Here is a 20,253-nt window from a genome sequence, read left to right as displayed (position 1 = left end):
ACACCCTGCAGGAACTACGGACAGAAAAAAACCCGCGTTAGCGGGCTTTTTTGTGGTGACCTGGCGTTCAGCGTTCCAGGTTACCGAATATGGCGCAGCGGACGGGACTCGAACCCGCGACCCCCGGCGTGACAGGCCGGTATTCTAACCGACTGAACTACCGCTGCGCGTAACACTAAAAGCGAATGGTGGGTGATGACGGGATCGAACCGCCGACATTCTGCTTGTAAGGCAGACGCTCTCCCAGCTGAGCTAATCACCCTTCACTTTCGGTGTGGCGCGCATTCTACGGAGCGACTTCACCTCTGGCAAGCACTTTCTAAAATAATTTTTCAGGCCTTCCAAAGGCTTAGAGAAGGGTTGGCCTATGGCGCGGCGAAGAGAATAATGCCCCCCTTTGCATAAAGGAGAGACTCGCCCCATGTGGTTCAAAAACCTGCTTATCTATCGCCTGACCCAAGATCTGCCTTTTGATGCCGAGGCGTTGGAAACTGCACTGGCCACCAAACTGGCGCGTCCCTGTGCAAGCCAGGAGTTGACCACCTACGGTTTCGTCGCGCCGTTCGGCAAGGGCGAAGAGGCTCCGCTGGTGCACATCAGCGGCGACTTCCTGCTGATCGCAGCGCGTAAAGAAGAACGCATTCTGCCGGGTAGCGTCGTGCGTGACGCCGTGAAGGAAAAGGTCGAAGAGATCGAAGCGGAACAAATGCGCAAGGTCTACAAAAAGGAACGCGACCAGATCAAGGATGAAATCATCCAGGCCTTCCTGCCGCGCGCCTTTATTCGTCGTTCGTCGACTTTCGCTGCCATCGCACCGAAACAGGGTCTGATCCTGGTCAATTCGGCCAGCCCGAAACGTGCCGAGGACTTGCTGTCTACCCTGCGTGAAGTGATCGGCTCGCTGCCGGTGCGTCCGCTGACCGTGAAGATGTCCCCTACGGCGACCATGACTGAATGGGTCACCACCCAGAAAGCTGCGGACGACTTTTTCGTACTGGACGAGTGCGAACTGCGCGACACCCACGAAGACGGCGGCATCGTGCGTTGCAAGCGTCAGGACCTGACCAGCGAAGAAATCCAGTTGCACCTGAGCACCGGCAAAGTGGTCACTCAGCTGTCGCTGGCCTGGCAAGACAAGCTGTCTTTCGTTCTTGACGACAAGATGGTGGTCAAGCGCCTGAAGTTCGAAGACCTGCTGCAAGACCAGGCGGAACAGGACGGTGGCGAAGAAGCCCTCGGCCAACTGGACGCCAGCTTCACCCTGATGATGCTGACCTTCGGCGACTACCTGCCGGCGCTGGTTGAAGCGCTGGGCGGCGAAGAGACTCCGCAAGGGATCTAAAGCCTTGTGATCTCTACTGTGGGAGAGAGCTTGCCCGCGATAGCGGACTGTCAGTCAACATCTTCGTTGAATGTAAGTCCCACATCGCGAGCAAGTCGAATCGTCGCACCGCCGCTCCCACATTGGTTTTTGTGGTGCTACTTGTCGGCAACACCTTCGCTTACTGGCTACTGATTTTCGCCGTCGTTGATCGGGAAACAGCGGCCCAGCAGGCTGTCGACTGATCCGAATACTTGATCCCTGGGTTAATGATGGGCACTCTATTGCGCAACGCGAGGACGACCTCGCGGCTCGATCGAGTCATTAATCTGGGGACGACCCCGTCAATCGATGGAGGTCTCTCATGTCCTGGATCATTCTGTTCTTCGCCGGCCTGTTCGAAGTTGGCTGGGCCGTCGGCCTGAAATACACCGATGGCTTCAGCCGCCCTCTCCCCACCGCATTGACCGTGGCCGCCATGGCCATCAGCCTTGGCTTGCTGGGTCTAGCCATGAAGGAATTGCCGCTGGGCACGGCCTATGCGATCTGGACGGGTGTGGGTGCAGTCGGGACAGTGATCGCCGGAATCATTCTGTTTGGCGAATCCATGGCGCTGTTCCGGCTGGCCAGTGTGGCGCTGATCATAGCCGGGCTGGTTGGCCTGAAGGTCAGCGCCTAGTCATTTGCAGGTGTCACTAAAAAGCCCGCCCTCTGTCGATACGGACAGGGGTGCGGGCTTTTTCAATACAGTGATAACGGATCAGCTTTCGGCCAGCGCCCTGCGCTCACGCGCGACCGGGACCTTTTCCGCATGCTCAAGCTGCATGCAACGCTCCAGGAACAGGAACATGTAGTCGTAGCTCTTGCAAACTGCCTGACGCAATTCCACTTGCAGGGATTTGCTTGGGTTCATGCCCGCCAGCGTGCAGATGATTTCCAGTGCTTCCCACGGATGGGCATCGTCGTACTGGGCATGCATCTTCAACCACTTCATGGCCCGCTTGCGATCTTCCTCCGGGAACGATGCGGCGTAGACGCCACTGGAACAGACCAGCGCGGACCACTCCCCGGTCGCACCTTCGATGGCGTAATTGGTGGCGGCAATGGAAACGATCAGCGAATCCGCCGAACTGGTGTGCCAACACCAGTGGCTCAAGGCGTGAAGTTCAGGGGCAACCTGTTGCGCTTGCAGATCTTCCAGGCTCACACCGTGAGCACGGCTCCAGTGCACCCAGTAATCGGCATGGTTCAATTCGACGCGAATGTTGCGCATCAGCCAGCGACGCGCCATGTCTTCGCCCGGGTGGCGGGAAAAGCGGGTCTTGGTGAGGTTCTGGGCCATATACAACGCGAACTGTTCGACTACTGGCCAGCCACCAATCAGGTACTGGCGCATGGTCTTTGCGCTGAGTTTGTTGTCACGCAGACGCTGATACAGTTCGTGTTCGACAACCCGGCGTTTGCTCTCGCTGCAATCCTGGATCAGGCGCTGAGCCCAGGCGGGGTAGCTTGCAGCTTCCATGAGTGGTCCGGTTCGGTTGAATGTGTCGATCACTGTCGAGCTCCTTTTGATTGTGATTATAAGGATCAGCAAGAGATTTCAACGGAACGTGCCAGGCGCTTTGAATAACAAAGGCTGAGGCCTGGCAGGACGACTTTGTAAACTGTCGCAGGTAAACAAGTGCGGGCGTTCAATAACATACCCTTGAGCGTAATCCACCCCGATCTCCAGTAATGCCTGCTCGATCTGGGGTGTTTCAACAAACTCGGCAATCGTACGTTTACCCATAACATGACCGATGTGATTGATCACTTCGACCATGGCGCGGTTAATCGGGTCGTCCAGCATATCCTTTACGAAACTCCCGTCGATCTTCAGGAAGTCTACAGGTAAATGTTTCAAGTAGGCGAATGAGGACATTCCGGCGCAGAAGTCATCCAACGAAAAATGACAACCTAAACCTTTGAGTTCATTGATAAATCTAATTGCACTTCCAAGATTGGAAATTGCACTGGTTTCAGTGATTTCAAAACAAATCATTTCAGGTGGTATGGAGTAAGTAACAAACTGTTCACGCAGGAAGTCCAGAAATGCGTCATCTCCGATAGTTGTGCCTGACAGATTAATCGCACACATAGCTAACGGCCCTTTGTGCTTTCCGGCAATGCATTGAGCAATGATCTTGAATACGTTCTGCACAACCCAGCGGTCAAGGGACGTCATCAGTCCATAACGTTCGGCAGCCGGAATAAAACTTTCGGGCAGAATCATCCGTCCGGCTTCGTCATGCAGGCGCAACAGAATTTCGATATGTCCGCCGCCCTTTTCGATATGGCCCAGCGGTGCAATTTCTTGGGCGTACAAACAGAATCGGTTGTCTTCCAGCGCCATGTGCAAGCGCTGCACCCAAGCCATCTCGCCGAAGCGCAGGGACAGTTCCGAATCGTCAGCGTGATAGACCTGAACCCGATTGCGACCCTTTTCCTTGGCCATGTAGCAGGCCATGTCGGCAGCGCGCAGCGAGGCTTCAAAGGTGGTCGGATTCTGGGCGACGTGAACCATCCCGATGCTCACTGTGGTCACGAACGGTCGGCCTTTCCAGACGAAGTGCAGGTTCTGCACGGTCTGACGCAAGCCCTCGGCGATTTTCTCAGCGGCTTCCGGGGCGCAGTTCTCCAGCAAGATGCCGAACTCGTCGCCACCCAGCCGAGCCAGGGTATCGCCTTCGCGCAAACCGGATTGCAACAGGGCGCAGATATGCCGCAGTAACTCGTCACCCGCGGCATGGCCGCAGGTATCGTTGACCAGTTTGAACTGATCCAGATCGAGGAACATCAGCGCATGGCGCCCCGACTGCCGCGCCAGGTTGTGCAGCGCCTGTTCCAGGCGATATTCGAATTCGCGGCGATTGGCGAGCCCGGTCAAGGCGTCATGGGTCGCCTGCCAGGACAAATTCGCAATGTACTGCCGCTCCTGGGTCATGTCGTGCATTACCAGCACTGTGCCGCTGACCTTGCCAGCGTTGCGGATCGGCGCACCGACCAGGGTAACCGACACCGTGCTGCCATCCAGACGCTGGATCAATTTGGAGTGTTCGCTGCCACCGCTGAGCTGTCCGCTCAAAATGTGCTCGATCAACGTAAAGCCATCGGCCTGAGCGTTCTCGTCCAGCAGATTGAACAGCGCCGCCAGCGGCAACCCCGTCGCCTGTTCCGCCTTCCAGTGGGTTAACGCCTCGGCGGCCGGGTTCATGTAGGCAATTGCGCCTTCGACATCCGTGGTGATCACGCCATCGCCAATCGATTGCAGGGTGATTTGCGCCCGGTCTTTCTCCAACTGCAGCGCGTCGGCGAAGGCATGGCGCTGCTTGAGCAGCTTGTGCGTGCGCATCAGGGCCAGAACAATCAAGCCCAGCGCGGTGGCGAGGTTCGTCACCAGCAGCAGACGCAGAATCACCCGTGAGCCCTCGCCCAAGGCATCGCTGAAGGCCTTCGCCGCCGGCGTCACTTCATCGTTGATGGCGAAAATCTGATCCTTCCAGCGCTTGATATCGCTCTCGGAGGCCTGACTGACAGTGATGAGCTGGTGCATTTCCCGTGCAACATCATCAAGACGCACCAGGTACGCGTCGCCCACTGTCCAGAGGTCGATGGCTTTCTCGAGGTAAGTGAAGTGCCGGAAGTTGAGGTACAGCCAGATCAAGCTGGAGACGTCGTCCGGGTGGTTGCCACCCTTGAGGATCGCCCTTCGTGCCGCCTCGATATTCGGCGGCTGATGGTCCAGCGACACGCGCAACTCGTGGCCCCCTTGGGGCACGGCAATGGCGTTCTGGTATTTTAGAAAAATGCTCCCGTCGCGACTGTCGGCGTAGAGATTGAGGTAATAGATGGCATCTTTCTGGCCCTTGGACCAAAGGCTTTCACCCGCCACGTAGCCGCGCACCGCCGACAGAACGTACAGGCTGACACCGCCCAGCAGGGCCTGAAACAGCACGACGGCGATGAATGGCCAGACGATGCCCAACAACCGTGGCGTTCCGAGAGTCCGCGTTTGATTCATGAGGTCCCTTGCATTAGCACTGCTTGATCGTCTTCCGGACGAAATCGCTCTAGCTAGACTAGGGGGCGTTTTCGCTCCCGGCAAGCGGACAGATCGCGTCGGGCAATTTCAATTGGCAGCGGCGCAGGCAACGCGCATTGGGGACAGCTCGACGCTTGGAGTGCAAAAACCGCGACCCGTAATAACTATGTACCGCCACAAGCAGTTTCAGGTGCTCAAGACTGGTGTCTTTCATTACTGAAGACGCCAATTGATATGACTTCCATTCCTCCTGAAATAACCGCATCACAGCAACCTCAAGGTCAAATGGCGCAACACGACGCCCTGCCGGCCGAACGTCGACATGGCAACCCTTTGGGCTTATCGGTAAACGAGCTGGAAGAATGGCGGGCGGCGGCCGCTTTAAAGCTCGAGAGTGGCAATGACCTTTTACAGTTGAGGCGAGGCCCGACCCCACAAGACCTGGCGCTGTTCGAAAGTGTCAAACGAGTGTCCGCCAATCCCGATCGCGTGGATGTGCATGCACTGCACGACCGGATCATCCGGGAAGAAGTGATCCTTGCCGTCCAGGATTTTTTACCCGAAAAAACCTCCTCACCCTTTAGTTATCTCGCCGGACATGTTCTTTCGTCGCAGACTATCGAGCAGATCAAGGCAACACCCACTGTTTTTTTACAGAGGATTCTACAAACCGCCGAAGCCGAAACGCTGGGCCGCTCACTTTTAAAGGCCATTGGTTGGTACGGAGGCAATCAGGGTGAGGAAACATCACCCACCATCCGCACCCAATTGACCGCCCGGGCCTTACAGCTTTGTCTGAACCGGCCCGACAGTGAATCCCCCGTCTGCGTAGCCGGTTTCGACTTGCGGACCGCCTCGATCCAGGGAAAAAGCTATCAGACCATCCAGTCCGAATTTGTGGTCCATCTGATCAAGTCCGGACGGGCAGCCTCGGAAAAAGAAGCCGTCATCATTTCGCGGTTGTTTCTGCCCCGATTTCCGAGCGAATTTCGCGTCAGAGACATTCCGCCCACGCTTCGATACTGCGGTTCTGTCGTTTGGGTGAATTTTGTCAACGGCGTGAACCTTATTCAGGCGACAGATGCGCAAGCGTTGGACCAGATGACATTCCAGCAGTTGGTCAATCTGCCGATCGAGACCTCAAGGGATGCGTCGCCTGAACAACTGGAACTCCTTACCCTGACAAGGATTGATCCGGCCCTTGCCTGGGCGATAACCCAGGGTGAAGTAGCTCATCGCGGCGATGGGAATTATTCGGATGATGAGATTGAACACGCGCTGTGCTGCCTCGACCGGCATACGGACGAACTGACGAAAGCCGTCCTGCAACTTGATCAGCCCCCCCCAAGCCGGCTCGATATGGCGAAAGCGCAGGTGGAACGCATCTTTGGCAAAGGCAGCTTCAGTTCCGACGGAAAAAAACTTGCCTGGAAAGTCCCTCTCGACCCGAGTGGTTTTCGCGACACTCCCGTGCTCAGAGGCAAGGAGTACGACTATTACAGCTTCGTTGATGTTTACGCCTCGGGCCAATTCGACAATAAGAAAGTCTGGACCATTACCGAGAATGACGGCCGCACCCTTACTCCCCAGAAAATGCTGCTGGAGGACAGAAAAATAAGAGTCTCGCCCCCCTGGAAATTGCCCAATTCCATTTTATTCCTGTCTCCCCACAAACAGCTGCCAGATATCAAGGCGCTCTTTGATAGCGCCTTTAAACAGTACCTGCAATTGACCCAAGCGGCTTATGAAACGCTGATCAACAGCCTGCTCGCCTCGCTGCCCAGGGTTGACCGCCGGATACTGGAGTCCGGCGAGGTCAGAATTTACAGTTTGAGAAAAGAGACAACGAGTGTCGAAGCACAGAATGAAACCGCAGAAATGGTCCTGCCGCTCAGAGCCCGCAACGGTTTGATATTACGGGCCACTTACGAGCAGCAAACTGTCACTTACGAGCTATTGCCTCGTGCCGGGGTCATACGCCGTCTCGAAGCGCTGTCACCGGAGTTGATTGGCGGCCGAGAAACCACCCAGGAGTGGAAAGTCAGCAGATCCGGAACCGTCAAGGTTTCAGTGCTTCGCCATAAAGACCTGCCATTCGACTGGGACGCTCATTCATCGGGGACCGTCCCGAAGAACAATGCGTCTTGCCAGGCCATCATTGAACAGCTGGGTACCACACTACCGACCCCAGCCTCCGGGTCTTCAAGCGCACAGAACGCTCCCACTACATTGTCGTCGGAGCGAACGAAAGCCATCAGCCACCTGATCGCGACTGAGCTTCTATATGTCGACCCCAAGGCGTTGAGAGAGGCCGCTAACGGGCAAACCGCATTCGAACGCAAAGAAGCGCAAGATAAAAAAATCCTCCAGCTCGTGAAAATCTTCGTTCCGTTCTGGAACAGCATCGAAGACCTGGCCTCCGGGGATCGCCGCCGAGTCATCAACGGTGTGTTCGGCCTGTTTGCTGAACTGGTCGCGTTCTTGCTGCCCCTCGGCAAGTTTGCTTCCGGCTCCGTGGCGTTACTGAGAGCGGGAGGCCAACTGACGGTTTTCGCTCGCCTGAACACGTTTGGAACGCTGACAAAGCGTTTGCTGACATCCAGCCTAAGAGCACTTTTGCCCCTTGATGGGCTTCCGCAACTGATGCATCCACTGGGTAAAGCCATTATCAAATTAGGCAGGTCCGGCATATTCAGGTCCAAGATGCTGATCGGCAAAGCCGCCCGGTATGACATGCTGCGCAGCCTGCCGGATATCCAGGACGCTGGACGATGGAGGCCGCTGGCAGCCACGGATGAGTTGGTCACGTTCAAAGGGGTCGATGATGTGCCCGTGCGTCAGATTCGCACGGGTGCTGAACCCCACTACCGTCTGCTGGACCCGAAAACGTCCAGACCTTACGGGCCGGCATTGAAAAACGATGAACTGATACGAGGTCGATCTCATTACCGGAGCCTGGAAACCAGCGGCGATCACGTACTCGTCGAACTGCCGGAAAACGTCCGGGCGCGAGAACTGCTCGAAGTTGATGGCAGGACAACGCTGCTGCTTGATGACGTGCCCTATAGACTGCACGAAAACACGTTACGCCGCGCTGACCTTGTGGAGGTCGGATACACGGCGCTGCCATGTCGGGTGCGCCGCGTCCCTGGAGCGGTATGCACCACGAGTTTCGTCACGAGGCCGCCGGCGGCCCCTCCGCTTCCCGCCGAGCGATTCGACGACACCAAAGGCTGGGCGCTCTGGTTCGGTGACACGATTTACACCCCGGCCGGCGGCCGCGCCCCGATGAAAGCGGCCTCCTTTGCCAAACGCGATCACCTCACCGCGACCATCGAATTTCGCAAGGGTATTTATGCGCGCGTCAAAGTTAACGTGCCGGAGCAGGGTCTTGACGATACTTTTCAGGTGGGCGCGATTATCTGCCCGTCCAGGGATGGCTCGAAACACTATGTGTTTACTCGCCTCAACGCGGGAGACTTTTACGTGGCCGAACGCGGCGCAGGGCAGAGTCTGTACGACGGCCTGCTGCCCCTCAAGAAAGCCGATACCCTTGGCGACGAACTGAAAAACGAACTGATAGTGGTCTACACCGGCTCGCTGAATGCCAACAACGTCGCGCGCATTCACGGGGTCGAGGCCGTTGAACGCGCCATCAAAACCATGGATGACATCGCCATCCCCCTCGGCGTCAAGGCGACACCGTCCGACACTATGAACGGGCTGAGAGTGGACACCAGCCCGGGTGAGGCGTTGATGTTCGACAACTCGACACGAATGATCGTCACCCGATTACCGGAAGGAGCGAGTTCCTGGACACGCAGCACCGGAGCGCCGCAAGCCTTCCGGGAAAGAACAGCCACTATCTTCGATACGCTGTTCCAGTCGCCGACCAGCAATCCCGCCAATGCCGCCGCCGCGTTGCGGATCGACAGAGCGATGCAGAAACTGCAACGGCTGTTGCCCCTGCGCGAACGTGCGCTCAATGCCAGAAACATCGCCTTCGCCGACGTGACGACCGTTTCGGGGAGCCGGGAGGTCTACGTCAGTGTTTCCGGAGCCCAGCGCACCACCACCCGCTTGCCGCTGTTCCAGCATCTGGGCGGCAATCAGGTCCGTATGGGAGATACGACGTACTTCAACATTGATTTCGATCAGGCTTACCCCAGAACGTCCCTTGAGGTCACTTCCGAGGGCAAGATATTGGCCGTTCCCCTGACGATCAAGGACATCAACACCTATAAACCGGCACAGACGATCAGACCGACTTCGCTGGACAGCGAAAGCAAGCTGATCGCTGCGATTCGTAAGAAATATCCCGACTTGTCGCAGATCCGCTCCGTCGACGTAGCGACGACGATGCGCCCTTGTGAGTCGTGTTCAGTGGTGCTGAAAGAGTTCGGTCACGATGGCGCAGCCAACGCACTCAAGGTGCTTTGGGGTTGACCTGCAATTGCTGCAAATGCCCATAAAGCTTGGCGTACAACCCACCATCGGCAATCAGTTGCTGATGGTCGCCATCCTCGGCGATCTGCCCTCCATCGAACACCAGCACCCGGTCGGCCTGCTTCACGGCCGACAATCGGTGCGCAATGATCAATGTGGTGCGGTTGCTCAAGAACCGCGCCAGCGCCTGGTGCAGGTTGTATTCGGTGGCGGCATCCAGCGCTGAGGTGGCCTCGTCGAGGATCACCACTTTAGGGTCGGCCAGCACCATCCGCGCAATCGCCAGGCGTTGACGCTGGCCGCCGGACAAGCGCACACCGGAACGGCCGACGATGCTGTCCAGGCCGTTGGGCAACTCTCGAACGGTCTGGTGCAGTTGCGCGATTTCCAGCGCTTGCCAGCAGGCCTCGTCGCTGCGCTCACGCCCCATGGTCAGGTTGGAGCGGACGGTATCGTTGAACAGTGCCGGGTGTTGCAGGACCACGGCGACATTTTCCCGAACGGTTTCCAGACCGATTTCCTGCTGGGTCGAGCCGCCGAAACGGATCGTCCCGGCGAGCGGCGTGTACAAGCCCAGCAGCAACTGCACCAGCGTACTTTTGCCACCGCCGCTGGCACCGACGATCGCGACTTTCTCACCGGGAGCGATCGACAGGTTCATCTGGTTCAACACCAGCTCGTCGCCGTAACCGAAACTCAATCCCTGGACTTCGATGCCAACGGTTTTGCGACCGTTGAACGGGTCCACTCCGCCCGGATATTCAGGCTCATCGGCCCGGGCCAGTAACTCGTTGATCCGCGACAGCGCACCGCCAGCGGCGTAGTAGGCATATTGCAGATTCAGCAGTTGTTCCACCGGTCCGATCATGAACCACAGGTAGCTGAACACCGCGAGCATCTGGCCGATGGACAGGTCGGAAAACAATACCGTGAGCATCGCCGCCGCACGAAAAATGTCGATACCGAACTGGAACAGCAAGCCGCTGGCACGGTTCGAGGCATCGGTTTTCCACTGCGAGATCACCGCGTAATCGCGTACTTCCCGGGCGCGTTGACCCAGGCGCCCGAGGAAAAAGCCCTGACGGTTTCCGGCGCGTACTTCCTGAATGGAATCGAGGGTTTCGGTGAGTGCCTGGGTGAAACGCGAGGTGCTGTCGTTCTCGAGTTTCTTCAGGTGCTTGACCCGCTTGCCCAACTGCACCGTGGCGTAGATCACCAACGGGTTGAACAGCAGGATCAGCAACGCCAGCTTCCAGTGCATCCACATCAGGATGGAGGCGGTGCCGACCAGGGTCAGCATGGCCACGAGGAAACGACTGAGGGTTTCGCCAACGAATTTGTCCAGCGTGTCCAGGTCAGTTACCAGGTGGGTAGTGACCGTGCCGCTGCCCAGGCTTTCATATTCACTCAGCGAAATACGCTTGAGCCGGTCGATCAGCCGCAGGCGAATGCGGTACACGATGTCCTTGGCCAGCGCCGCGAACAACCGCGCCTGTACGACGTTGAACAGCAAAGCGGCGCAACGCAGACCCAGCGTCACCAGCAACATAAGGCCGATGTAACCCGCGGCTTTCTGCCAGTTTTCGGGCAACGCTTGGTTCATGATCTTCAGTGCGGTGTCGCCGTGGCCCAGCAACACTTCGTCCACCAGCAACGGCAAGAGCAAGGGGATCGGGACGCTGCACAGGGTTGCCAGCACCGCCACGCCGTTGGCAATCCACAGGGATTTCTTGTGATGCAGCGCCAGGCGGCGGATTTCCACCCAGCTCAGACGGTCGACACGTGTAGCGGTTGGGGCGTCGTCGGGCAGATCATGCACAGGCAGCGCGCTCCAGCCAGCGGCCGAGCAACGGAGACAATACGCTGAGAGGCTGATAGCCATTGGTCAACAGCGCCAATTGACCATCACGCTCAGCCAGCAATGTAGGGAAACCGGCAATGCCCAGATCCTGGACCCAGGTGAAATCGGCAGCCGTCGCGGCGTGCTGATCGGCACGGTCGAACGCAGCGGCGAACTCGATGCGCGGTAGACCGGCTTGCTCCGCCAGTTCCACCAGAACGCTGGCGTGCGTGACGTCGCGACCTTCGGCGTAAAACGCATGCTGAATCAGCCCAAGCAGTTTCCACGCGCAATCCGGGGCCAGGCTGCGTGCGGTCACCAACGCCCGACAGGCAGGTTCGGTGTCGTACACAAAGCCATCAGGCAAAGCCCCTTCGATTTTGAACGGCTGGCCGGTGGCCTTGGTGACCGCCTGCCAATGTTCAAGAATGTAGCGCCGGGTGGTCGGCTCCAGCGCCGAACCACTGCCGGTGCGCAAACCACCCACCACCAAGCGCACGTCCACACCCGCCGCCTGCGCCTGCTCGACCAGCGCGTTGGCGACTGGCGCAAAGCCCCAGCACCAGGAACACATCGGGTCCATCACATAGAGCAGGCGTTGTGCAGACATGGTTCAAGCCTCGGAAGGAGTTTGCTTGTAGTTGTAGCCGATCGGATGAGGCAGGTTGCGCGCTTTGGCCAGTTCGATCTGCTTCTGCCGATCAATGGCGCTGCGGCGGGTTTTCTCGCTGAGCGTATCCCAGCAATGCGGGCAACTGATGCCGGCCACATAGTGCTCGGATGTGCGGTCTTCGACGCTGATCGGTGTACGACAGGCATGACATTGATCGTAGTCGCCTTCGCTAAGGTCGTGACGAACGGTCACGCGGTTATCGAACACGAAGCAGTCGCCCTGCCATTTGGTTTCTTCCTGCGGCACCTCTTCGAGGTACTTCAGAATACCGCCCTTGAGGTGATAAACCTCGTCGAAGCCCTGGCTGAGCATGTAGCTCGAGGCCTTTTCACAACGAATACCGCCGGTGCAGAACATCGCGACTTTCTTGTGCACGGCCGGGTCGAAGTGGGCTTTGATGTAGTCGGGGAATTCGCGAAAACTGGTGGTCTTCGGGTCGATGGCGCCTTCGAAGGTGCCGATCGAGACTTCGTAGTCGTTACGGGTGTCGATCAACAGCACTTCAGGATCGCTGATCAAGGCGTTCCAGTTCTCTGGATCGACGTAGGTGCCGACCTTTTTGTTCGGGTCAACGCCTTCAACGCCGAGGGTGACGATTTCTTTCTTGAGTTTGACTTTGGTGCGATAGAACGGCTGATCGTCGCAGTACGACTCTTTGTGGTCGACGTCGTCCATGCGTGGGTCGTTCTTGAGCCAGGCCATCAGCCCATCGATGCCTTCGCGGCTGCCGGACACGGTGCCGTTGATGCCTTCTTCAGCGATCAGCAGCGTGCCTTTGATGCCGTTGTCGACCATCGCTTGCAGCAATGGCTCGCGCAGGGCGACGTAATCTTCCAGAGTGACGAACTTATACAGTGCCGCCACGACAATTTGTTGTGTCATGGGTGATTCTCCAGGTGGCTACCCTCGTAAGGGGTGAACCGGATGCGAAAAAAAACGCGCCGGGTGAGCGGCGCGTTGCGGATTCTAGCAAAAAACCAATGCTTATTGCTTGCTGCCGCCAGCACAGGTTGGCGAGGCCGGAGCCGCGTCGATCTGTGCCCATTCCTCGGGTGTGTAGGTATGCAGCGCCAACGCATGGAATTCGCCCATCAGCTCGCCGAGCGTGCCGTAGACTTTTTGGTGTCGCTTGACCCGGTTGAGCCCTTCGAATTGTTGGCTGACCACCACGGCCTTGAAGTGGGTCTGCAACCCACGGCTGTGCATGTGGCTTTCATCCAGCACTTGCAGATGCTGCGGCTGCAACAGGCCCAGCGTCGATTCGATGCGTTGTTGCATGGTCATACCGAACTCCGCTTAAGGCTTTTTCTTGGCTGGAGCGGTGGCGCCTTTAGGCTCCAGCTCGGCCGTCATGTCAGCCAGCAGTTTGTTGACCACAGGCACTGCGCTTTCCAGCTTGGCTTGAGTCATCTGGGCCGATTGCTGAGTCAGCTGCGGCATTTTTTCCAGGACTTTCTTGCCCAGTGGCGATTTGTAGAATGCGACCAGGTCTTTCAGCTCGGATTCGCTGAAGTTGGTGGTGTAGAGCTTGACCATGTCCGGCTTCAGCTTGTTCCAGCCAATGGCTTGGTCCAGCGCGGCGTTGGCTTTGGCCTGGTAAGTTTCCAGCAGGGCTTTTTTCGACTCGGGGGCTTTGGTCTGTTCAAAGCGCTGAGCGAACATTTGCTGCACTTGCATGTACACCGGAGTGCCCAATTTGTCAGCGTGCGCCAGGGTCAGGAAAGCCTCGGCACTGGCGTTGTGGCTGGCGGTATCGGCAAAAACAGGGCCGCTGGCGCAAACCAGTGCAACCGCGGTACAGATGGCACGAAGACGAGTCATCGAGTTTCCTTTTCTAGCAGGCGAGGTAAAACCCCAAGGGAGACCATTCTGCGCCTAAAAAAGTGTGTCGCTCAACCCCAAGCCTTATTGGGCCTGATTTATAGGGGTTGAACGGTCAAATTCCAGACTGATGGAACCACGGCCGGCGATGACGGCCTAAACTGCGATCAGACCTACAGGAGTGTGCACGATGAGCCGTATCGAAACCGACAGCCTTGGCCAGGTTGAAGTCCCGGATGAAGCCTACTGGGGCGCTCAGACGCAACGCTCGCTGATTAACTTCGCCATCGGCAACGAACGTATGCCGCTGGCGGTGCTGCATGCCCTGGCACTGATCAAGAAAGCCGCGGCGCGGGTCAATGACCGCAACGGTGACCTGCCCGCCGACATCGCCCGGCTGATTGAACAGGCCGCCGACGAAGTGCTCGACGGCAGCCACGACGACCAGTTTCCGCTGGTGGTCTGGCAGACCGGCAGCGGCACCCAGAGCAACATGAACATCAACGAAGTGATCGCCGGACGCGCCAATGAACTGGCCGGTAACCCTCGCGGCGGCAAGTCACCGGTCCACCCCAACGATCACGTCAATCGCTCTCAGAGTTCCAACGACTGTTTCCCGACTGCCATGCACATCGCCACGGTTCAGGCGGTGCAGCAACAATTGCTGCCAGCGATCGGAGAACTGTCGGGCGGGTTGGCGGAGTTGTCTGCGCGGCACATGAAACTGGTCAAGACCGGTCGGACCCACTTGATGGACGCGACGCCGATGACCTTCGGTCAGGAACTCTCGGCGTTCATCGCGCAACTGGATTACGCCGAGCGGGCGATCCGCAGCGCACTGCCGGCCGTGTGTGAACTGGCCCAGGGCGGCACAGCCGTCGGCACCGGGCTGAATTCGCCCCATGGTTTTGGCGAAGCTATCGCGGCCGAGCTGGCCGCGCTCTCCGGCCTGCCGTTCGTCACCGCACCGAATAAGTTTGCCGCCCTGGCTGGCCATGAACCGCTGACGACACTGTCCGGCGCGTTGAAAACCCTTGCCGTGACCCTGATGAAAATCGCCAACGACCTGCGCCTGCTGGGCTCCGGACCGCGAGCAGGCTTTGCCGAAGTGAAACTGCCAGCCAACGAACCGGGCAGTTCGATCATGCCGGGCAAGGTCAATCCGACTCAGTGCGAAGCGCTATCGATGCTGGCTTGTCAGGTCTTGGGCAACGACGTCGCCATTGGTTTTGCAGCGAGTCAGGGCCATTTGCAATTGAACGTGTTCAAACCGGTGATCATCCACAATCTGCTGCAATCGATCCGCCTGTTGGGCGATGGCTGCAGCAACTTCCAACAGCATTGCATTGCTGGTCTGGAACCGGATGCAGAGAAAATGGCTGAACACCTGGAGCGTGGGTTGATGCTGGTGACGGCACTGAATCCGCACATTGGTTATGACAAATCGGCGGAGATCGCCAAAAAGGCTTACACAGAAGGGCTGACATTGCGTGAGGCGGCGTTGCAACTTGGGTATCTGACAGATGAAGAGTTTGATGCCTGGGTAAGGCCGGAGAATATGTTGGAGGCGGGTGCCAAGGGTTAAGCCCCAGCCCCGATCGTTCCCACGCTCTGGACTGGGAACGATCAACTTAGGCCATCCTCATCCGCCGCGCCTTGAGCCCCGCAATCAACGACGGCCCTAACGCCACCAACGCCGACCCAATCACCACCAGCACCGCCCCGCCATAACCCAGACCATTGATTGTCTCAGCATGCACATAGTCCGGCCATAACCCCGCCGCCACAGCCACCGCAGCGAACGTCACCAACGGCGTAATCGCCAGCGTCGCACTGACCCGCGACGCCTCCCAATGGGCCAGTGCCTCGGCAAACGCGCCATAGGCGATCAAAGTATTCATGCAGCACGCCAGCAGTAGCCAGCCTTGCAGCGGACTCAGTTGCAACGCTTCCAGCGGATGCACCCACGGTGTCAACAACAACGCACAGAACAGGTAGATCACCATCATCACTTGCAGCGAATTCCACACCGTGAGCAATTGCTTCTGGCCCAAGGCGTAGAAGGTCCAGACCGTGGACGCCAACAGCACCAACAACACACCGGCGGTGTAATCGGTCAGCGAGGTCAGCAACTCGGCCAGCCGCTGATTGAAAAACAATGCGAAGCCGATCAGCAGCACCAGCAGGCCAATCCCCTGCCCCACGCTGAACCGTTCCTTGAACACAAACAGACTGGCGATCAACAACATGATCGGCCCCATCTGCACCACCAGTTGCGCAGTGCCGGGGCTGAGCAGGTTCAGGCCCATCAGGTACAGCACGTAGTTGCCCACCAGGCCGAGCACCGCCATCAACACCAACCAGCCTCCGCGCGGCCCGAGCACTTTGCGGCTTGGCAGGCGCCTGGTCGCCGCCAGGTAAATGAACAGGCACCCGCCGGACACGATCAAGCGAAACCAGGTCACCGTCACCGGGTCCATCACCAGCAGCACTTGCTTGAGTTTGATCGGCAGGATTCCCCACAGCAACGCGGTCACCAAGGCCAGGAACAGACCGTAAACCCAGCGACCCGATGAAATGTGCATGGCGAACCCCGAAGCCAAGTGGCGAGAAAGGTCATTCTAGGCTTAGCGTTGTTCGGCACACAGGGACAGTTCGGTGTCGGCCGCGAATGAAACTGTACAGGTCGCATCATTAATTTGGCGCTATGCCGTCGATCGGGCGGCCAGGCGTTGCAAATGGTTCATGCATAAGCTCATTGAATTCGCCAGCAGGAACATCACTCAGGAGATCGCCATGTACGGCATGCGCGCCCAGGACAATGCCCCCACCACGCACTTTCGCTGTGACCGGGTGTGTCGTGTGAATGGGGAGTTGTATTTCAGCACCCGGGAAAACACCCTGGAGGGGCCGTTTGAAAACCCGGAGAAATTGGCGCGGGAGGTACAAGCTTACATCGAGCGGATGCTGCTTTTGCGTATGAGCCTATAGACCGAGGAGCCTCCATTCGCGAGCAGGCTCGCTCCCACACTCGATCTCTGTCACACACGAGATCCCTGTGGGAGCGAGCTTGCTCGCGATAGCGGTTAATCAGGCAACAAAAAACTGGGGGATTTAACGCACCGCCTCAAACAACCCGGTCGCGCCCATCCCGCCACCCACACACATGGTGACGATGCCGTAACGCAGATTACGCCGCTGCAATTCACGCACGACATGCCCAACCTGACGCGAACCGGTCATGCCGAACGGATGACCGATGGAAATCGAACCGCCATTGACGTTGTACTTGTCGTTATCGATCTCCAGCCGATTGCGGCTGTACAGGCACTGGGACGCGAAGGCTTCGTTGAGTTCCCACAGATCAATGTCGGCAATCTGCAAACCCTTGGCCTTCAGCAACTTCGGCACCGAAAACACCGGGCCGATGCCCATTTCATCCGGCTCGCACCCGGCCACGGTGAAACCACGGAAAAATGCCTTCGGCTTCAACCCCAATTCCAGGGCTTTTTCCAGGCTCATGACCAGCGTCATCGACGCGCCATCGGACAGCTGAGAAGAATTGCCCGCCGTCACCGAACCGTCTTCGGCAAACACCGGCTTCAATCCCGCCAAGCTTTCCAGGGTGGTGCCTGGGCGATTGCAGTCGTCGCGATCGACGATGCCGTCAAGGATCTGCACCTGACCGGTGGCCTTGTCTTCAACGCGATACTTCACCGCCATCGGCACGATTTCATCGTCAAACAATCCAGCGGCCTGAGCCTGAGCGGTACGTTGCTGACTTTGCAGCGCGTACAGGTCCTGTTCTTCGCGGCTGACGTTATAACGACGTGCAACGATTTCGGCCGTCTGCCCCATCGGGAAATAAATGCCTGGCACCTGCTCTTTAAGCAGCGGATTGATCAGGTTGTCGGTGTTGATGCTTTTCATGGTCAGGCTGATGGACTCGACGCCACCGGCGACGATGATGTCGCTGCAACCCGAAGCGATCTGGTTGGCGGCGATGGCGATCGCCTGCAAGCCCGACGAGCAAAAACGGTTGAGTGTCATGCCGGCAGTGCCAGTACCCAGGCGCGACAGCACCGCGACGTTGCGACCGATGTTGAACCCCTGGCCGCCTTCGTTGGAGCCGGCGCCGACGATGCAATCCTCGACGCTGGCCGGGTCAATGCCAGTGCGCTCGAGCAGCGCATTGACGCAGTGAGCCGCCATGTCGTCCGGACGGGTCTGGTTGAACTTGCCGCGAAAGGATTTGGCCAGGCCGGTCCGCACGCTGTCGACGATCACCACTTCACGCATGGCATACCTCATTGTTGTTGTCAGTTGGGAGTGGATCGAGCATAAGCCCACCCAATTACCGACTGCGACAATCATTCACCCCGCGTATGCGTAACCATCGGCTCGCTACTTGTTCTTTTTGGCTTTCCTGGCGTGTTTGTCGGACTTTTCGAACGCTTCTTCCAGCGCATGGTTGATGGTGCGCAGGACTTTGACCCGAGCCCAGCGCTTGTCATTGGCTTCCACCAGGGTCCAGGGTGAGATCTCGGTGCTGGTACGGTCGACCATGTCACCGACAGCAGCCCTGTAGGCCTCCCACTTATCGCGGTTGCGCCAGTCGTCTTCGGTGATTTTGAAGCGTTTGAAGGGGATCTGTTCGCGCTCTTCGAATCGTTCCAGTTGCGTCTGTTTGTCGATAGCCAGCCAGAACTTGACCACGATTACCCCGGCATCGGCGATCTGCTCTTCGAAATCGTTGATCTCGCTGTAGGCGCGCAACCAGTCGGCTGAGCTGCAAAAGCCTTCGATGCGCTCCACCAGCACCCGGCCATACCAGGAGCGGTCGAACACAGTGAATTTGCCTCGCGCCGGTAAATGTCGCCAGAAGCGCCAGAGATACGGGTGCGCCCGTTCCTCTTCGGTGGGCGCGGCGATCGGCACGATGCTGTACTGTCGCGGGTCCAGCGCAGCGGCAACCCGGCGAATCGCCCCGCCTTTGCCCGCCGCATCGTTGCCTTCAAACACCGCGATCAAGGCGTGCCGACGCATGCGTTTGTCGCGCATCAGCCCGGAAAACCGCGCCTGCTCGGTGATCAGCTGTTCTTCGTAATCGTCCTTGTCCAGGCGCAGGGTCAAGTCGAGGCTGTCGAGCAGGTTTACCTGATCGACGCTGGGGGACACTGGCGCGGCGCTGACTTTTTCCGGGTGAATTTTCGGCCGTTTCAGAGCGCTTTGCAGGCCCTCGAGCAATATTTTGCCCACGACCAGACTCCGATAACGCGGGTCCATCCCGGCGATGACATGCCACGGCGCATAGTCACGGCTGGTGCGGCGCAGTATGCGTTCGCCATATTTCACGAATGTGTCGTACGTTTCGGATTGTTGCCAGTCCAGCGGACTGATGCGCCAGCTGTGCAGCGGGTCATCGGCCAGCGCCTTGAGGCGTGCCTTCATTTGTTTCTTGGAAAGATGGAACCAGAACTTGAAGATCAGCGCGCCTTCGTCGCACAGCATCTTCTCCAGCCGCTCGGCTGCGTTGATGCCTTGATCGAGTCTGGGATCGTTGAACAAGCCATGAACCCGGCCTTGCAGCATCTGGCTGTACCAATTACCGAAGAAAATCCCCATGCGGCCCGTGGCCGGGAGCATCCGCCAGTAGCGCCATGCTGGTGGTCGCGCCAGCTCTTCGTCGGTCTGTTGGTCGAAGGTGCGGACCTCAATCAGGCGTGGGTCCATCCATTCGTTAAGCAACTTGACCGTCTCGCCCTTGCCTGCGCCTTCGATGCCATTAATCAAAACGATCACCGGAAAGCGGCGTTGCTGGTGAAGTTCGAACTGCGCTTCGAGCAAGGCTTCACGCAGGGCCGGCACTTCGGCGTCGTAGGTTTCTTTGTCGATGACGTGACCGATTTCGGCGGATTCGAACATGGGACAGCTCCTTCCAGGATTGAGCAAGACTAGCGGATTGGGCCGATAGTCAGCAGAGAAAATTCCCTGTGGTTTAGCCTTTTGTGGGGATTGTCCCTGACACACCCAGCCTGGCACTTGCCATGGATCAAGCACCGCCCCGGCGA

At 58.1% G+C, this 20,253-nt stretch carries 15 protein-coding genes and 2 tRNA genes; 5 read left to right on the top strand and 12 right to left on the bottom strand.

Going from position 1 to position 20,253, the window contains the following annotated elements; all coding sequences use genetic code 11:
* Nucleotides 1-90: 90 nt before the first annotated feature.
* A tRNA-Asp gene (locus ACYZTU_RS09365) sits at nt 91-167 on the bottom strand.
* A 19-nt stretch (nt 168-186) separates the two neighbouring features.
* Nucleotides 187-262 (bottom strand) — tRNA-Val (locus ACYZTU_RS09360).
* A gap of 159 nt (nt 263-421) precedes the next feature.
* Between ACYZTU_RS09360 and rdgC the strand changes: the two genes are divergently transcribed.
* Both rdgC and sugE read left to right on the top strand, forming a co-directional pair.
* Nucleotides 422-1,342 (top strand): recombination-associated protein RdgC, encoded by a 921-nt coding sequence (gene rdgC, locus ACYZTU_RS09355; protein ID WP_461969622.1) that lies wholly within the window; start codon nt 422-424, stop codon nt 1,340-1,342.
* A 343-nt stretch (nt 1,343-1,685) separates the two neighbouring features.
* Entirely contained in the window at nt 1,686-2,000 is a 315-nt protein-coding gene (sugE, locus tag ACYZTU_RS09350; protein ID WP_027922462.1) for a quaternary ammonium compound efflux SMR transporter SugE, read from the top strand.
* 81 nt (nt 2,001-2,081) lie between these two features.
* Here the strand turns inward: sugE and ACYZTU_RS09345 are convergent, their stop codons facing one another.
* Nucleotides 2,082-2,843 (bottom strand): TenA family transcriptional regulator, encoded by a 762-nt coding sequence (locus ACYZTU_RS09345; RefSeq protein WP_461969620.1) that lies wholly within the window; start codon nt 2,841-2,843, stop codon nt 2,082-2,084.
* A gap of 78 nt (nt 2,844-2,921) precedes the next feature.
* Nucleotides 2,922-5,381 carry an EAL domain-containing protein gene (locus ACYZTU_RS09340; protein ID WP_461969619.1) on the bottom strand — a complete coding sequence of 820 codons (2,460 nt, stop codon included), beginning with the start codon at nt 5,379-5,381 and terminating at the stop codon, nt 2,922-2,924.
* A gap of 255 nt (nt 5,382-5,636) precedes the next feature.
* Between ACYZTU_RS09340 and ACYZTU_RS09335 the strand changes: the two genes are divergently transcribed.
* A complete protein-coding gene (locus ACYZTU_RS09335) occupies nt 5,637-9,848 on the top strand; it encodes a hypothetical protein (protein WP_461969617.1) in 4,212 nt (1,403 codons plus the stop codon).
* Here ACYZTU_RS09335 and ACYZTU_RS09330 read toward each other — a convergent pair.
* From ACYZTU_RS09330 to ACYZTU_RS09310, 5 genes are all read right to left on the bottom strand, one after another.
* Nucleotides 9,829-11,667, bottom strand: coding sequence for an ABC transporter ATP-binding protein (locus tag ACYZTU_RS09330; RefSeq protein ID WP_461969615.1), 1,839 nt, complete (start codon nt 11,665-11,667; stop codon nt 9,829-9,831). The two genes, ACYZTU_RS09335 and ACYZTU_RS09330, sit on opposite strands and share 20 nt — an antisense overlap.
* The gene (locus ACYZTU_RS09325) at nt 11,660-12,298 is read right to left on the bottom strand and encodes a DsbA family protein (RefSeq protein WP_461969613.1); all 639 of its coding nucleotides are present in this window, start codon (nt 12,296-12,298) and stop codon (nt 11,660-11,662) included. Before ACYZTU_RS09325 ends, ACYZTU_RS09330 begins: the two co-directional genes overlap by 8 nt.
* Before the next feature lie 3 nt (nt 12,299-12,301).
* Nucleotides 12,302-13,243: an oxygen-dependent tRNA uridine(34) hydroxylase TrhO gene (gene trhO / locus ACYZTU_RS09320; RefSeq protein WP_461969611.1), complete on the bottom strand. Its 942-nt coding sequence runs from the start codon at nt 13,241-13,243 to the stop codon at nt 12,302-12,304.
* A 102-nt stretch (nt 13,244-13,345) separates the two neighbouring features.
* Nucleotides 13,346-13,645 carry a BolA family protein gene (locus ACYZTU_RS09315; RefSeq protein WP_461969609.1) on the bottom strand — a complete coding sequence of 100 codons (300 nt, stop codon included), beginning with the start codon at nt 13,643-13,645 and terminating at the stop codon, nt 13,346-13,348.
* Nucleotides 13,646-13,657: 12 nt separating this feature from the next.
* A complete protein-coding gene (locus ACYZTU_RS09310; protein WP_461969607.1) occupies nt 13,658-14,182 on the bottom strand; it encodes a DUF2059 domain-containing protein in 525 nt (174 codons plus the stop codon).
* A gap of 190 nt (nt 14,183-14,372) precedes the next feature.
* Here ACYZTU_RS09310 and ACYZTU_RS09305 point away from each other — a divergent pair, with 190 nt between their 5' ends.
* Nucleotides 14,373-15,767, top strand: a complete 1,395-nt coding sequence (locus ACYZTU_RS09305; RefSeq protein WP_461969605.1) for a class II fumarate hydratase — start codon at nt 14,373-14,375, stop codon at nt 15,765-15,767.
* 46 nt (nt 15,768-15,813) lie between these two features.
* On the opposite strand, the gene ACYZTU_RS09300 is transcribed toward ACYZTU_RS09305, so the two are convergent.
* The gene (locus ACYZTU_RS09300; RefSeq protein ID WP_461969603.1) at nt 15,814-16,767 is read right to left on the bottom strand and encodes a DMT family transporter; all 954 of its coding nucleotides are present in this window, start codon (nt 16,765-16,767) and stop codon (nt 15,814-15,816) included.
* Nucleotides 16,768-16,978: 211 nt separating this feature from the next.
* Here ACYZTU_RS09300 and ACYZTU_RS09295 point away from each other — a divergent pair, with 211 nt between their 5' ends.
* On the top strand, nt 16,979-17,173 hold the full coding sequence (locus tag ACYZTU_RS09295) for a DUF6316 family protein (protein WP_461970992.1): 195 nt from the start codon (nt 16,979-16,981) through the stop codon (nt 17,171-17,173).
* Between the two features lie 123 nt (nt 17,174-17,296).
* On the opposite strand, the gene ACYZTU_RS09290 is transcribed toward ACYZTU_RS09295, so the two are convergent.
* A complete protein-coding gene (locus ACYZTU_RS09290; RefSeq protein WP_461969600.1) occupies nt 17,297-18,481 on the bottom strand; it encodes a thiolase family protein in 1,185 nt (394 codons plus the stop codon).
* A gap of 105 nt (nt 18,482-18,586) precedes the next feature.
* A complete protein-coding gene (gene pap / locus ACYZTU_RS09285; protein ID WP_461969599.1) occupies nt 18,587-20,107 on the bottom strand; it encodes a polyphosphate:AMP phosphotransferase in 1,521 nt (506 codons plus the stop codon).
* Between the last annotated feature and the right edge of the window lie 146 nt (nt 20,108-20,253).

Source organism: Pseudomonas sp. HLT2-19-2 (assembly GCF_054898005.1).
Note: the sequence above shows the minus strand (reverse complement) of the source record. Positions and strands in the feature narration are given on the sequence as shown.

Bases quoted from the DNA above. Each gene is read 5' to 3' on its own strand.
- ACYZTU_RS09315 (WP_461969609.1), bottom strand. From the start codon at position 13,645: ATGACCATGCAACAACGCATCGAATCGACGCTGGGCCTGTTGCAGCCG.
- rdgC (WP_461969622.1), top strand. From the start codon at position 422: ATGTGGTTCAAAAACCTGCTTATCTATCGCCTGACCCAAGATCTGCCT.
- ACYZTU_RS09290 (WP_461969600.1), bottom strand. From the start codon at position 18,481: ATGCGTGAAGTGGTGATCGTCGACAGCGTGCGGACCGGCCTGGCCAAA.
- ACYZTU_RS09310 (WP_461969607.1), bottom strand. From the start codon at position 14,182: ATGACTCGTCTTCGTGCCATCTGTACCGCGGTTGCACTGGTTTGCGCC.
- sugE (WP_027922462.1), top strand. From the start codon at position 1,686: ATGTCCTGGATCATTCTGTTCTTCGCCGGCCTGTTCGAAGTTGGCTGG.
- ACYZTU_RS09335 (WP_461969617.1), top strand. From the start codon at position 5,637: ATGACTTCCATTCCTCCTGAAATAACCGCATCACAGCAACCTCAAGGT.
- ACYZTU_RS09305 (WP_461969605.1), top strand. From the start codon at position 14,373: ATGAGCCGTATCGAAACCGACAGCCTTGGCCAGGTTGAAGTCCCGGAT.
- ACYZTU_RS09325 (WP_461969613.1), bottom strand. From the start codon at position 12,298: ATGTCTGCACAACGCCTGCTCTATGTGATGGACCCGATGTGTTCCTGG.
- ACYZTU_RS09300 (WP_461969603.1), bottom strand. From the start codon at position 16,767: ATGCACATTTCATCGGGTCGCTGGGTTTACGGTCTGTTCCTGGCCTTG.
- ACYZTU_RS09295 (WP_461970992.1), top strand. From the start codon at position 16,979: ATGTACGGCATGCGCGCCCAGGACAATGCCCCCACCACGCACTTTCGC.
- ACYZTU_RS09340 (WP_461969619.1), bottom strand. From the start codon at position 5,381: ATGAATCAAACGCGGACTCTCGGAACGCCACGGTTGTTGGGCATCGTC.
- trhO (WP_461969611.1), bottom strand. From the start codon at position 13,243: ATGACACAACAAATTGTCGTGGCGGCACTGTATAAGTTCGTCACTCTG.
- pap (WP_461969599.1), bottom strand. From the start codon at position 20,107: ATGTTCGAATCCGCCGAAATCGGTCACGTCATCGACAAAGAAACCTAC.
- ACYZTU_RS09345 (WP_461969620.1), bottom strand. From the start codon at position 2,843: ATGGAAGCTGCAAGCTACCCCGCCTGGGCTCAGCGCCTGATCCAGGAT.